16 protein-coding genes are annotated in these 14,261 nt (G+C 33.4%); 13 read left to right on the forward strand and 3 right to left on the reverse strand.

What is annotated here, in order from left to right:
- Positions 1-490, reverse strand: a 490-nt coding sequence (locus tag BAU27_RS26440; protein WP_175546569.1) for a glycoside hydrolase family 10-like protein, incomplete at its 3' end; no start/stop codon positions are given.
- A gap of 226 nt (positions 491-716) precedes the next feature.
- Between BAU27_RS26440 and BAU27_RS26445 the strand changes: the two genes are divergently transcribed.
- The 8 genes from BAU27_RS26445 to tdcB all read left to right on the forward strand — a co-directional run bounded on the left by BAU27_RS26445 (position 717) and on the right by tdcB (position 8,175).
- Positions 717-1,022 (forward strand): PTS sugar transporter subunit IIB, encoded by a 306-nt coding sequence (locus tag BAU27_RS26445; RefSeq protein ID WP_071772503.1) that lies wholly within the window; start codon positions 717-719, stop codon positions 1,020-1,022.
- Positions 1,023-1,033: 11 nt separating this feature from the next.
- Positions 1,034-2,317, forward strand: a complete 1,284-nt coding sequence (locus BAU27_RS26450; RefSeq protein WP_071745915.1) for a PTS sugar transporter subunit IIC — start codon at positions 1,034-1,036, stop codon at positions 2,315-2,317.
- 78 nt (positions 2,318-2,395) lie between these two features.
- Entirely contained in the window at positions 2,396-2,662 is a 267-nt protein-coding gene (locus tag BAU27_RS26455) for a hypothetical protein (protein WP_071745916.1), read from the forward strand.
- Between the two features lie 22 nt (positions 2,663-2,684).
- Positions 2,685-3,839, forward strand: a complete 1,155-nt coding sequence (anmK, locus tag BAU27_RS26460; protein WP_071772504.1) for an anhydro-N-acetylmuramic acid kinase AnmK — start codon at positions 2,685-2,687, stop codon at positions 3,837-3,839.
- A gap of 15 nt (positions 3,840-3,854) precedes the next feature.
- On the forward strand, positions 3,855-4,748 hold the full coding sequence (locus tag BAU27_RS26465; protein ID WP_071772505.1) for a BadF/BadG/BcrA/BcrD ATPase family protein: 894 nt from the start codon (positions 3,855-3,857) through the stop codon (positions 4,746-4,748).
- Positions 4,749-4,886: 138 nt separating this feature from the next.
- Positions 4,887-5,435, forward strand: coding sequence for a glycerol-3-phosphate 1-O-acyltransferase PlsY (gene plsY, locus BAU27_RS26470; protein WP_071772506.1), 549 nt, complete (start codon positions 4,887-4,889; stop codon positions 5,433-5,435).
- Positions 5,436-5,504: 69 nt separating this feature from the next.
- The gene (locus BAU27_RS26475) at positions 5,505-7,088 is read left to right on the forward strand and encodes an aminotransferase class V-fold PLP-dependent enzyme (RefSeq protein WP_071745920.1); all 1,584 of its coding nucleotides are present in this window, start codon (positions 5,505-5,507) and stop codon (positions 7,086-7,088) included.
- An 85-nt stretch (positions 7,089-7,173) separates the two neighbouring features.
- Positions 7,174-8,175 (forward strand): bifunctional threonine ammonia-lyase/L-serine ammonia-lyase TdcB, encoded by a 1,002-nt coding sequence (tdcB, locus tag BAU27_RS26480; RefSeq protein ID WP_071745921.1) that lies wholly within the window; start codon positions 7,174-7,176, stop codon positions 8,173-8,175.
- Positions 8,176-8,235: 60 nt separating this feature from the next.
- Here the strand turns inward: tdcB and BAU27_RS26485 are convergent, their stop codons facing one another.
- Positions 8,236-8,565, reverse strand: coding sequence for a YkvA family protein (locus BAU27_RS26485; RefSeq protein ID WP_071745922.1), 330 nt, complete (start codon positions 8,563-8,565; stop codon positions 8,236-8,238).
- A gap of 244 nt (positions 8,566-8,809) precedes the next feature.
- Between BAU27_RS26485 and BAU27_RS26490 the strand changes: the two genes are divergently transcribed.
- On the forward strand, positions 8,810-9,496 hold the full coding sequence (locus BAU27_RS26490) for an MBL fold metallo-hydrolase (protein WP_071772507.1): 687 nt from the start codon (positions 8,810-8,812) through the stop codon (positions 9,494-9,496).
- A gap of 44 nt (positions 9,497-9,540) precedes the next feature.
- Here BAU27_RS26490 and BAU27_RS26495 read toward each other — a convergent pair whose 3' ends face one another.
- Positions 9,541-10,311 carry a hypothetical protein gene (locus tag BAU27_RS26495; protein WP_071772508.1) on the reverse strand — a complete coding sequence of 257 codons (771 nt, stop codon included), beginning with the start codon at positions 10,309-10,311 and terminating at the stop codon, positions 9,541-9,543.
- 50 nt (positions 10,312-10,361) lie between these two features.
- Here BAU27_RS26495 and BAU27_RS26500 point away from each other — a divergent pair, with 50 nt between their 5' ends.
- The 4 genes from BAU27_RS26500 (at position 10,362) to BAU27_RS26515 (ending at position 14,256) form a co-directional block, all read left to right on the forward strand.
- Positions 10,362-10,631: a hypothetical protein gene (locus tag BAU27_RS26500; RefSeq protein WP_071745925.1), complete on the forward strand. Its 270-nt coding sequence runs from the start codon at positions 10,362-10,364 to the stop codon at positions 10,629-10,631.
- A 73-nt stretch (positions 10,632-10,704) separates the two neighbouring features.
- Positions 10,705-12,057 (forward strand): DEAD/DEAH box helicase, encoded by a 1,353-nt coding sequence (locus BAU27_RS26505; RefSeq protein ID WP_071772509.1) that lies wholly within the window; start codon positions 10,705-10,707, stop codon positions 12,055-12,057.
- A 253-nt stretch (positions 12,058-12,310) separates the two neighbouring features.
- Positions 12,311-12,946, forward strand: coding sequence for a TetR/AcrR family transcriptional regulator (locus tag BAU27_RS26510; protein ID WP_071772510.1), 636 nt, complete (start codon positions 12,311-12,313; stop codon positions 12,944-12,946).
- Between the two features lie 47 nt (positions 12,947-12,993).
- Positions 12,994-14,256 carry an MFS transporter gene (locus BAU27_RS26515; RefSeq protein ID WP_083596183.1) on the forward strand — a complete coding sequence of 421 codons (1,263 nt, stop codon included), beginning with the start codon at positions 12,994-12,996 and terminating at the stop codon, positions 14,254-14,256.
- The last annotated feature ends 5 nt before the right edge of the window (positions 14,257-14,261 follow it).

Here is a 14,261-nt window from a genome sequence, read left to right on the forward strand (position 1 = left end):
AATCGGGATGTTGTCTTGCAGGGTGATTATTTGATAATCGATTTATATCAGTGTGATTCATCGTTATTCGGTATGGGTTAATCCATGCGTGAAATTCTATATTTCTTTTATGTGCTTCTTCAACCATAAATGCGAGTGGATCGTATCCAGGGTCTTTTCCTTGTGTGCCCGTAATGTATTCAGACCAAGGACCGTATTTGGAAGGATAAAAAGCATCAGCAGTGGGTTTAATTTGTACAACTACTGCATTCATGCCAGTGCTTTTTACATCGTCTAGCAATCTTATAAATTCTTGTTTCTGCTTTTCAATAGGTAAGCCAGTTTTTGAGGGCCAATCAATATTAAGAACTGATGCAATCCATACTGCACGTAATTCATGTTTTTTGTACGTAGTATTAACTTCAGCATAAGTAGAGTGAGGGGGAATGAAAGAGAAAGGAATAAAAAAGATGACGATACAACATATCATTAATAAACGTTTCAAGATCATTTATACGCCTCCTTATTATATGGTTAACTAAAATAATATCTGAGGTGAGGTTGTTCTTACAATTGAGAAAAATGAATATTGAAACATTAATTTAATAGGAAAAATATTTTTAGTGAAATTTACTTTCATCACAACTAAATTCTTTCACTACTTCATATGCTTGTTAGTAAAGTGAAACTTCCTTTCATTCGAAGGGGATAATTCATAAGTATAGGAGGATTAATAAATGAAGGTTTTATTTGTTTGTTCTGGGGGAATGTCCAGCGCAATTGTTGTAAACGCTTTAAAAAAAGAAGCGGAGAAAAATGGTATGAACATGGAAGTACATGCAATTGGAACAAGTGAGGTGGAGGAAGAAGTAAAGAATGGTTGGGATGTTGTAATGGTTGCACCTCAAATTAGACATCGATTTGATTCAGTAAAAAAACTTGCAGAAGAGGAATCTGTTCCTTGCGGTATCATTCCGCCGAAAGCATACACACCGCTTGGTGGACCAACATTATTGAAAACTGTAAATGAATTAATTAGTTAGGGGGAAGCGTTATGAATAAGTTTGTCACGTTTCTTGATAAAAACTTATCTGGACCGATGGCAAGGCTTTCTGAACAGAGGCATTTACAAGCAATCCGTGATGGAGTTATTTCGGCGTTACCATTTATTATCGTAGGAAGTTTCTTTTTAATCGTAGCATTTCCGCCATTACCGAAAGATAGTTTCATATCCGTTTGGGCATTAAAGAATCAAACAAGTATATTAATACCATATCGTTTAACAATGTTTATTATGTCTTTATATATAGCATTTGGAATAGGATATAATTTAGCCAAAAGTTATAAGTTAGATGCTTTATCAGGGGCGCAGTTAGCAGTATGCTCACTACTTTTAACATTGACGCCTGAATTAATCGATAAAAAAGGATTTATGCTTCCGATGACAAATCTCGGGGGGCATGGATTATTCGTAACGATGATCGTATCTATTTTATCAGTAGAGATTTTAAGATTTTGTAAGACGAAAAATGTAATGATTAAAATGCCAGAACAAGTACCGCCGTCTGTTTCACGTTCGTTTGAAGCACTTATACCTGCTGCATTCGTTATTATTATAATGAGTCTAGTAACTGTCGTTTTTAGCATTGATTTACACCATGTTGTTGATAAATTAGCAGCACCATTAGTAAAAGCTGGGGATAGTTACTTCGGTGTAATCATTCCAGTGTTTTTAATTACGTTTTTTTGGTCATTCGGAATCCATGGTGTGTCGGTTGTTGGAACTGTTGCTCGGCCATTATGGGAAGTATACCTAGGGAAAAATGGCGAAGCAGTTGCTAGTGGAGCAGATCAGTTGCCATTCATTTCACCAGAGCCGTTATATCAATGGTTTATATGGATTGGCGGTTCTGGTGCGACGTTAGGACTTGTATTAGCTATGATTGTATTTGGTCGATCAAAATATTCGAAAGCATTATCAAGAACTTGTATTGTTCCGGGTATTTTTAATATTAATGAACCAGTCATATTCGGATTACCGATTGTACTAAATCCAATTTTAATTATCCCATTTATCATTACACCACTTGTAACAGCAACTGTTGCATATTCAGCAACTGCGATGGGATTTGTAACGCCAACACATATTATGCCACCGTGGACATTACCAGCTCCAATTGGTGCGTATTTAGCTACAGGCGGAGATTGGCGTGCAATTGTATTAGTTTTCATAAATATAGCAATATCATTCCTTATTTATCTACCATTCTTTAAAATGTACGACAAAAATATGCTTGAAATTGAAAAGAATGGAGACGGAGAATCTGTTAATCCGTGATTTTTATACTGTATTTATGAGTGATAGGTATTTTGCCTATCACTTCTTTCACATGAAGTCCAGAGAGGGTGAAATGGAATGAATATAAAATTTAGTTATAAAGGTGTATTTTTATTACTATTTGGAGTGATATGTGCGAATTTACTATTTGTACCTTTATTAAGAATGCTAAATCTATCACAAATGCATAGTATATGGCTCGTTACAAGCATTGCGGCAAGTATTTTGCTTACAGTAGTTGTTTCTTTCATTGATGGGTCGTTTACATCAAAAGTGCAGTTGTTTTTTAGATTTATAATATTTTCAATTGGCTGTACGTTTGTAACTTACATGATTGTTTTTTAGTAAATAGGAGGTTATGCATGTTATGTATATTGCAGGGGTAATGTCCGGTACTTCGTTAGACGGAATAGATGTAGCACTCGTTCATATAGAAGGAAGCGGTGTAGGTTCTAAAGTTGAACTCATCCATTTTACTACTGTGCCATTTTATAATGATATGAAAAATGAGATCCAGCAGGCATTATCAATAGAAAATTCAAATGTCCAACTCATATGCAGTTTAAATTTCAAACTCGGTTTATGCTTCGCCAACGCTGTAAAGGAAGTTTGTAAAGAGTCAAATATTTCATTGGAAAAATTAGATTTAATAGGTTCTCACGGACAAACGATTTATCATCAGCCAAAGCAAGATGGTAATATGATTCCCTCAACATTACAAATTGGAGAGCCAGCAGTTATAGCATATGAAACGAACACTACGGTTATCTCTAATTTTCGAACGATGGATATGGCAGCAGGGGGACAAGGTGCACCACTTGTGCCATATTCAGAGGTCATTTTGTATCGTCATCAAACTAAAAATAGACTACTACAAAATATTGGCGGGATCGGCAATGTTACAGTGATTCCAAGTAAACAAAGTAATGAGAGCGTTATTGCTTTTGATACTGGTCCAGGGAATATGGTAATGGATGATGTATGTCAAAGATTATTTCAGTTACCATATGATCAAAATGGTAGGATTGCAAAACAAGGAGTAGTTGTAGATGAAATTTTGACATATTGTATGAACCATCCATTTTTGAAAATGAATCCACCGAAATCAACTGGTAGAGAACAGTTTGGAGAAGAATTTGTAAGTGAATTATTGAAGCGGTTTGGAAAGCATGGTAAAGAAAATCTTTTGACGACTGTAACGATGTTTACAGCAAGTTCAATTGTTCAACATTATAAGAAGTTTATTCTTCCATATTTTGAAATCGATGAGGTAATTCTAGGTGGTGGTGGAAGTTATAATGATACACTTGTTGAAATGATACGGAATGGATTGAAAGAAGAAAAATGTGCAATATTCATTCAAGAAGATATAGGCTATTCTTCAGAGGCGAAAGAAGCAATCGCATTTGCTATTTTAGCAAACGAAACGCATCATCGTAATCCGAGTAATGTACCGAGCGCAACAGGTGCAAAGAAATCTGTAGTTTTAGGGAATACAACATTCCCTCCAATAAGAAGATGAAAATGAGGTGAACATATGAAGTATATGATTGGAGTAGACGGCGGTGGATCTAAGACAGAAGCAATGGTATTTGATAAAGATGGAAACGAACTTGTAAGAGCTACAAGTGGATTTGGAAACATTTTAATAGATTTTAAAGAAGCACTTTTTCATATTATGGAAGCGATTGATCAATGCCAGAAAAGTGTAGTGAAAGAGAATTGCGTTTGTATTTGTTTAGGATTAGCGGGTATAAGTGGAGCAAATACAAATGAATTAACATTACGTCTAAAACAGAAGTATGGAACACAAATTGAAGTTTTTAATGACGCAATGATAGCGCATGTAGCTGCTTTAAAGGGGAAGGATGGAATTATAACGATTGGCGGTACAGGCGCGATTTGTCTTGGAAAGAAAGGAGAAGTGTACGAGTATAGCGGTGGATGGGGGCATATTTTAGGTGATGAAGGAAGCGGATATTGGATTGCGTTACAAGGTTTAAAGAGAATAGCAAATCAATTTGATCAAGGAGCTGCACTTTGCCCATTAAGCTTAAGTATTCAAGACGAGTTTCAACTTTTGACATCGTCTCATATAAAAAGACTAGTATATAGCTCTTCAAAAAATAAAGTTGCAGCAATTGCACCATTCATTATTGAGGAAGCGAGAAATGGGAATGATGACGCACGTGAAATAATTATACAAGCTGGAAAGGAATTAGCTAGGATTACAGTAAATGTTTATAACAAGCTGAAATTTAAGCACCCAACTCCAATTGCAGTAAGTGGCAGCATATTGCGTTTAGTTCCTGAAATATATGCATTATTCAAGAAGTGCTGTGAAGAAAGTATGGAAGAGATTACATTTGTATCACAAACAGAAATGGCAGTGAAAGGAACATATTATTTAATGAAGGATAGATACTTTTAAGAATAGTTGTATGAGAATTTTTGTATGAATTGTAAATATATGATGTTAAAATATATAAAGGGATGTGGATAAAAAAGTACAATATACATAGTTCTTGAATATTGTATATGTATTCCCATGTAGAAAGTGAATGATAACATGATTAATAGTATGCAATTTTTGTATTTGGTGGCTTCTTATTTATTTGGAAACATATTGACCGCTTATATAGTAACGAAATGGAGACATAACGTTGATATTCGAGATGAAGGAAGCGGTAATCCTGGTGCAAGAAATATGGGGCGCGTATATGGAAAAGGGTATTTCGTCGCTACATTTTTAGGTGATGCAATCAAAGGAGCAATCGTAGTTTCTATTGCAAAATACCTTTTTGAAGATTCTACATTCATAATGTTAGCTTTACTGGCTGTTTTACTTGGACATATTTACCCAATTGTATTTAAAGGCAAGGGCGGAAAAGGCATATCCACTTTTATTGGAGGATTAATCGCATTTGATTATTTGATAGCGCTTACTCTTATTGCTGTTTTCATTATATTTTATTTAATCTTTAAAGGATTTACTAAGCCAGGCTTAATTACAATCGCTTGTTTACCGGTTTGCATGATTTTGTATTCTTACTCTATTGTTACGACTATTTTAAGTGCTCTTATCATTGTACTTATTTTATATGTAAATCGAGAATGAAATGAACTTGTAATAAGTGGAGTTAATCTCCACTTATAATTTTTATTAAATACATAAAGGAGATACAACATGGGGTTAATTTATAAAGTTGCTGATCAAGCTTGGGAATTTGAACGTATACATGAATTGAATTATAAAACATTTGTAGAAGAAATTCCGCAACATGAAGAAACGAAAGAGCGTGTTCGTATAGATCGTTTCCATGAAGAAAATACATATTTAATTTGTTTAGACGACAATAAAGTAGTAGGTATGGTTGCGTTGCGAGGAAAACGACCATTCTCGTTAGACTATAAAATTTCAAATCTAGATTTTTATTTGCAAGAACATGGAGAAAATGTATATGAAATTCGTTTGCTTTCAGTAGAACGTGCATATCGAAATGGAAGAGCATTGTTAGGTTTAATTCGCTTTTTACATCGTTATTTGCTTCTAAATGGATATGAATTGGCGCTCATTTCTGCTACAACTCGTGAACTACCTTTATATGAGCAAATGGGATTCAAATCTTTCCATACGTTAGTTGGAACAGAAGAAGCAGCCTTCCAGCCAATGTATGTTACCCCTGCTATGTTTGAAGCGTCGAATGTTGGGGGTATTATGACGAAGGAATATACGTTTTTACCTGGTCCAGTCGATATTGAAGAGAATGTTCGAAAGGCATTTTCTACTAAGCCTACTTCGCATCGTTCTAAGTCATTTCAAGTGACGATGGAAAATGTGAAAAAACGTTTACTGCAAATGACAAAAGCAAAACGTGTGCAAATCATGTTAGGAACAGGGACATTCGCGAATGATTCGATTGCTTTACAGTTACGTTCTATAAAAGGGAAGGGACTAGTATTAACAAATGGGGAATTTGGTAATAGATTAGTTGGACATGCAACACGCGCACAATTACATTTTGATACGTATAAAAAAGAATTGGGAGAACCGTTTATTTATACAGAATTAGAAAAAATAATGGAAACTGGCAATTATGAATGGCTTTGGTTTGTTCACCATGAAACGTCAACTGGAATGTTAAATGATTTAGACGGGCTAAATACTCTTTGTAACAAGCGTCAAATGAAATTATGTGTAGATTGTATCAGTTCGATTGGAGCAATACCGATAAATTTAAAGGATGTATATTTTGCAAGCGGCGTTAGCGGAAAGGCAATTAAATCGTTTACTGGATTATCTTTCGTTTTTTATAATCACAATGTGAAAGTAAATGAGACATTACCGGCCTATATGGACATTGGTATGTACGAAGAAAATGAAAGTATTCCATATTCTCATTCATGGAATTTAATGTATGCATTGCAAGAAGCATTAAAAAGATTCGAAGATGAAATGGCATTTGAAAAAATAAAAGAGACGTATGCATATATTGAACAAGCTATTACTACTATGAGTTTAAAACTTGTTTCACCTAAAGAACATGCTGCATCAATTATACTTACCATTCAATTAAATAAAGGTCTTTCTTCTAAAGCAGTAGGTGATGCGTTAGCATTACAAGGATATATTGTTCATTATGAGTCATCTTATTTACAAACAAATAATTGGATCCAAATTGCATGTTTAAATCATTATAAAGAACGTGATATGAAGAGGATGTTAAATTGTTTGCAAATGTGTGTATTACAGAATGGGGTACATATATAAAAACTTTTTCTTAACATAGATGGATTCGTATAAAGGAGCTACTGCATACGAAAACTTAGAATAGATCATTGGAAGAGGTGTTATTATGATAACTAAAAAACTACCATTACATATAGACGATATTAAAAAAGCTCAAAATATTCTAGATAGAAATGCTCGTAAAACCCCATTAGTAAAATCTTTTTATTTGACTAGTAAAACGGGCGGAGAAATTCACTTGAAATTAGAAAATATGCAATTAACAGGTTCTTTTAAATTCCGTGGCGCATTTAATAAAATGTCGCAGCTCACGGATCAAGAAAAAGAACGAGGCGTAATTGCATGTTCAGCAGGTAATCATGCGCAAGGAGTTGCATTATCTGCACATTTACTTGGTATTAAGAGTAAAATTGTTATGCCAATTTCTGCACCACAGGCGAAAGTTGAAGCAACTAAAGGATATGGATCTGAAGTGATTTTACATGGTGAAACTTTTGATGATGCAAAGGCAAAATGTGAGGAGATTACAAGGGAAACAGGTGAAACATACTTACATCCATATGATGATGTAGAGGTAATGGCTGGTCAAGGTACAATTGGATTAGACATTCTGGATGATATGTGGGATGTTGATACTGTTATTGTACCAATCGGCGGAGGCGGAATTATTTCTGGTATTGCTGTTGCATTAAAATCTTTTAATCCATCCATTAATATAATTGGTGTCCAAGCAGATAATGTTCATGGGATGAAGGCATCTTATGACAAAGGTACAATTGTAGAACATTATGAGGCACCTACTATAGCAGATGGTTGCGCGGTTAAAATACCAGGAAATTTAACTTTTGAAGTTGTAAAAGAATTAGTAGATGATATTGTAACAGTATCAGAAAAAGAGCTGGAAGTAGCGATGAAAGATTTATTACAACGTGGAAAGGCTGTTGTAGAAGGTGCGGGTGCATTAGCTACTGCTGCTCTACTGGCAGGGAAAGTTGATCAATATATTAAAGGGAAAAAAGTAGTAGCGGTAATATCTGGTGGGAACGTAGACTTACAGCGTATTTCGAGTGTTTGTGAGCAATTTTTTGTGGCGAATGAAGTGAAGTAGTATTTTAAAAAATTGTTTTATGAACAAGGAGCTAAGAGGAATGATCTTAGCTCTTTTTAATTATGCCTGTGCTGAAGAAAATAATGACTCCATTTTTACTTTGCTCTTCTCTCGAATTTCAGCATCTGCGTGTCTCATAACATATTTATGCGCTACAGCGATTGCTAAAACATCATCTAATAAGCCAATCCCAATAATAGCAGCAATATCTGGAATGAAATCAATAGTTAATACGTAATAGGATAAAGCGGCTAATATTATGAACTTCGCTTTAGTAGGTAACCCTTTTTTTCTCATTGTGTAGTATAAAATAATACTTTCATATACGCTTGATTTCCCAAGGTTTGCTGAGCTTTTTTTGAACTTTTTCCAAAGTGTCTGTTTCTCCATATAAACACTCCTTTTACAAAAACATCGATTTTTTAAAAGGATAGACAAAGAAGTAGGGAAATAATCAATTTTATTGTTTTTCTTATTGTATATTCCATAAAAATAGGGAATTACCTGTTCAAAATAATAGAATGTTGGTTATGTAACGACTCACAGTGTTTTGTTACATAAGTATGTACAGTAAAATGTATGTGGATGATTTATTTATTATTAAAAATTGAATAAAGGGTATGGGGGAAGAAAAATGAAGATAATAGAACTACCAATTGAATTTGAATTTAATGAGGCAAAACAATGTATTTATCCGAGCTTACTTATAGTAAACAATGAATTAACTTTAGTAGATACAGGTTATATAAACTTTTTACCTTTAATTGAAGATGCAATTGTAAAACTTGGGTTTGAGATGGAAAACTTAAAAAATATAATTATTACTCATTATGATGATGATCATATAGGATCTTTATATGATTTCAAAATGAAATATCCTCACATTAATATTATTGCTAGTGAAATTGAATCTAACTACATTAATGGTGAAATAAAATCGGAGAGACTAGTCCAAGCTGAAGAAATGTTAGAATGTATGCCAAATGGAGAAAAAGAATTTGGTAAATGGTTTATACAACAGCTAAAAAATATAAGACATATTTCCGTCGATGAAAAAGTAAATGATGGCCAAATGATTTTGAATAATGAATGTCAAATAGTAGCGACGCCAGGACATACTTCGGGGCATATTTCATTATATTTTCCGAATTTAAACTGTGTAATTACGGGAGATGCAGCGGTTCAAGAGAATCGTGAATTAGTTATAGCTAATCCGAATTTTTGTTTAGATTTAGAAAAAGCGGAAGAGTCTTTAAAGAGGATTAAAAACCTTAAAGCTGTAACTTATTATTGTTATCATGGAGGGAAACTTACTGTTTAAAATAATAAAAAAACGATCTTTCCTATATCGAAAAAATCGTTTTTTTAATTCATAGATTCTGCAATTTGGATTAAATCCTTTACGTTATATTTTCCTTGTATATAGCGTTTGTTACCAATTGCAATTGTATATTGAAAACCATTCTTCTGAAAGATAAGTTCATATGCTGAATCAAAATGAGGATTATATAATGCTTTTATATTATTTTTTAAGCTGTAGAACGTAGCTCCCCTATGTACATAGAAGCCTAATTTGTTTTGAACTGGTGAAACAGTGATTTTAAAAATCCCATTAATATCTTCATTGTAGTATTGGAGGTTTAAGTAATCGTTATAGATGTACCCTTGAAATTCGTGAATTTCGAACGGGAATTTTGTAGGAGTAAGTATATGTTCCTTATACTTCATTTCATATTCTTTTACGATAGTAGCTTCTTTCATAAGTGGATTGGTACCATCATAAATTTGATTCATTTGAGATATTTTATTATTTTTTGTTACTATTTCTAAAATGAAACCGATAGTAAATTCATCATTAGTGCCTTTGAAATAAGAAATAAGAATTGTAGTATCTTCTTTTGGAGATGATACTATTTTAATTTCATGAATAGGTTTTTCCTTTTGGAAAGTAGGTAGTTCAACTCCTTCTGTTACATATGACTGCATTAATTTTTTATCATTTTTGAGTAAAGCATGTTTGAATTCACTGATTACATCTGTTTGAGATTTCGCCATTATAATTGTGGTGGATTGAAAATATAGTAAGAAAAATAAGTAAAAAATTTTTATGAATGTAGTAGTTAATTTTATTATCATATAACTATCTTTCCATAAATTTGAAATATATATGTATAGGAGGAGAGAAGATGAGTTTATTGCTTGATGTAATAATGGATATAATTTTATTTTACCCTCGAAATGACATGAAATTAAAACATCATATTGCCAAATTAAGTGAATTTGAGTGGTTTCGAAGGCTACACGAAGATACAAAGTATACGAGATTAATTTGGAGTAATAGAAAAATTAAAAAGTTCATTTTGTCTTCTACTAACATGGAAGCATTAATAAATTCGGAGGAAAAACAAAAAGAATTTATTCATCTAGTACACGAGGAATATAAAAAAAGAAGATAAGAATTTTTTTATTTTTCATATTTGGCGAAACAAATGGTACAATGAAAGCTAATGTGAAAAATAAGGAAAAGAAGTGGTCTATTTGAAAAACTTTTTAGAATTAGGAATTAGTGAAACTTTTAATCATACATTACGTGAAAATGGAATTACAGAAGCAACACCAATTCAAGAGAAAGCAATTCCGGTAATACTGTCTGGTAAAGATATAATTGGTCAAGCAAAAACTGGAACAGGTAAAACACTTGCATTCGTGTTACCGATTTTAGAAAAAATCGATCCAGAATCTAGTGATGTTCAGGCTTTAATTGTTGCGCCAACAAGGGAACTAGCACTGCAAATTACAACTGAAATTAAAAAAATGCTTGTTCAAAGAGAAGATATTAATGTACTAGCGATTTATGGCGGGCAAGATGTAGCGCAACAATTGAGAAAATTAAAAGGTAATACACATATTGTTGTAGCGACACCAGGACGACTATTAGATCATATACGACGTGAAACAATTGATTTAAGTAATCTTTCAACGATTGTACTAGATGAAGCTGATCAAATGCTTTATTTCGGTTTCTTATATGATATTGAAGATATTTTAGATGAGACACCTGATAGTAAACAAACGATGCTATTCTCAGCAACGATGCCAAAAGATATTAAAAAATTGGCGAAACGTTATATGGATGAGCCGCAAATGATTCAAATACAAAGTGAAGAAGTAACGGTAGATACAATTGAACAGCGTGTCATTGAGACGACAGATCGTGCAAAGCCAGATGCACTTCGTTTTGTTATGGATCGTGATCAGCCATTTTTAGCTGTTATTTTCTGTCGTACAAAGGTTAGAGCAAGTAAGCTTTATGATAATTTAAAAGGACTAGGTTATAATTGTGCTGAACTTCATGGTGATATACCTCAAGCGAAACGTGAAAGAGTTATGAAGAGTTTCCGCGAAGCTAAAATTCAGTACTTAATTGCGACTGATGTAGCAGCTCGTGGACTTGATGTAGATGGTGTAACGCACGTATTTAACTTTGATATTCCAGAAGATGTAGAAAGCTATATTCACCGCATTGGCCGAACAGGACGTGCAGGTGGATCAGGTCTTGCAATTACATTCGTTGCAGCGAAAGATGAAAAACATTTAGAAGAAATTGAAAAAACGCTTGGTGCACCACTGAAAAGAGAAATAATTGAACAACCGAAGATAAAACGTGTTGATGAAAATGGAAAACCGTTACCAAAGCCGGCTCCAAAGAAATCAGGTCAATATCGTCAAAGAGATAGCCGTGAAGGTTCTAGAAGTGGTTCAAAAGGTGGTCCAAGAAACGATTCAAGAAATAGTTCGAGAAATGATAACAATCGATCATTTAATAAGCCAAGTAATAAGAAAAGTAGTACAAAACAAGGTCAGCAAAGACGTGGCCGTTAAATAGTTATTATTCTAAAAGAGTCGCAATGCGTTGCGGCTCTTTTTTGTTTTTATACAATGAAGTCGATATAAGTACAAGGGTGGTGCACAGAAGTAATTTTTAAAATTTCATTCACCGAATTTAAAAATTAAAAATTCATAAAGGAAATCAAAAGTAGGATGTTGTATATGTACAATAATTAGGAAACTTTTTATTAACTAAACATATAATTTAAATAGACCGAAAGTCGGTCTGGTGGGAAGGGGAACTTGAATGCGAATTGTAAAGGAGTATGAGGAGCGCAGAAAGGAAATTTTAGAAACTGCTGAACGTTTATTTGTTACTAAAGGATATACGAAAACAACAGTAAATGACATTTTAAAAGAGATAGGGATAGCAAAGGGGACGTTTTATCATTATTTTAAGTCGAAAGAAGAAGTGATGGATGAAATCATTATGAGGATTATTAAAGCGGATGTTGCTAAAGCGAAAGTAATCATCTCTAATCCAAATATCCCAGTTTTAGAAAAGTTATTTCGAGTTTTAATGGAGCAATCGCCAAAATCAGGTGACATAAAAGATAAAATGATTGAACAATTTCATCAACCCAATAATGCAGAAATGCATCAAAAAAGTTTAGTACAATCCATTATACATTTATCTCCTGTTTTAGCAGAGATTTTAGAACAAGGAATCGATGAAGGCGTATTTTCTACACCATACCCACAAGAAACGATTGAATTATTACTCTCTTCAGCACAAGTCATATTTGATGAAGGTTTATTCCAGTGGAAGCCGGAAGAAATGATGAGAAGAGCGAAAGCTTATATTAAAATGATGGAAGTATCTGTTGGAGCGAAAGAAGGATCCTTTGATTATATGATCGAGGTTTTAATGAAACAGAAATAGCTTTTTTCTGTTTGGGTATTATAGACCGGCAGTCGGTCTAAATTTGAATGAAGGGTGTGATGAAGATGCCAGCAAGTATAAAATCTTCTATGAAAGATTTTCATTTAATGGTGAGTGGGCAAATTATTACTATTTTAGGATCAACACTTTTACGTTTTGCTCTGTCGTTATATGTGCTAGATATAACAGGGCGTGCTGATATATTCGCAGGATTATATGCTGTTACGAGTATTCCGTTTTTGTTAGCCCCTGTTGGCGGAGCGATAGCAGATCGTTTCAATCGCCGTAATGTAATGGTCATTTTTGATTTTATTAACGCTGCGATTGTATTAAGCTTTATAGTTTTATTATTTACTGGATCTGTATCTATTATATTGATTGGGACAATTATGTTTTTACTAGCAGTTATTAGTGCAATGTACTCACCTGTTGTAATGGCAAGTATTCCGCAATTAGTTCCTGAGAAAAAGTTAGAACAAGCGAACGGTATCGTAAATGGTGTGCAAGCACTATCTAATATAGTTGCGCCTGTATTAGGTGGAATATTGTACGGCATAATTGGTTTGAAAATGCTCGTAATAATAAGTTGCTTCGCTTTCTTTTTATCTGCGATTTTAGAAATGTTTATTACAATACCTTTTATAAAAAGAGCGCAAGAAAGCCATATCATACCGACAATTGTAAAGGATATGAAAGAAGGGTTTATATACGTTTTAAAACAACCATTTATTTTGAAATCTATGCTTTTAGCCGCATTACTAAATTTAATACTAACACCGCTATTTGTAGTTGGTGCTCCAATTATTATAAGAGTAACAATGGAAAGTAGCGATACTTGGTATGGAATTGGAATGGGGTTGATCGATTTTGCTACTATTTTAGGTGCATTATCAATAGGTTTTTTTGCGAAAAAACTACAGATGAAAACACTGTATTACTGGATGCTTTTAATAGCTTTATTAGTAATACCAATGACACTATCAGTTACGCCATTTATTCTTAATTTAGGATACTATCCATCATTTATCCTCTTTATACTTTCTTCTATTCTAATTGCAATGATCATGACAAGTGTATCCATCTATGTGATTACTGTAGTCCAAAAGAAAACACCAAATGAAAACCTAGGAAAAGTAATGGCAATTATAATAGCAGTATCTCAATGTATGGCGCCAATTGGGCAAGTCGTTTATGGTTTTATGTTTGAAGAATTCAGTATGAACATTTATTTACCTATATTAGCAATTAGTTTCATAATGATAATAATAGCGATAGTGACGAAGAAAATATTATGGAATGAAGGGAACTAGCTTCA

Source organism: Bacillus sp. NH11B (assembly GCF_001884205.1).
Classification (GTDB): domain Bacteria; phylum Bacillota; class Bacilli; order Bacillales; family Bacillaceae_G; genus Bacillus_A; species Bacillus_A proteolyticus.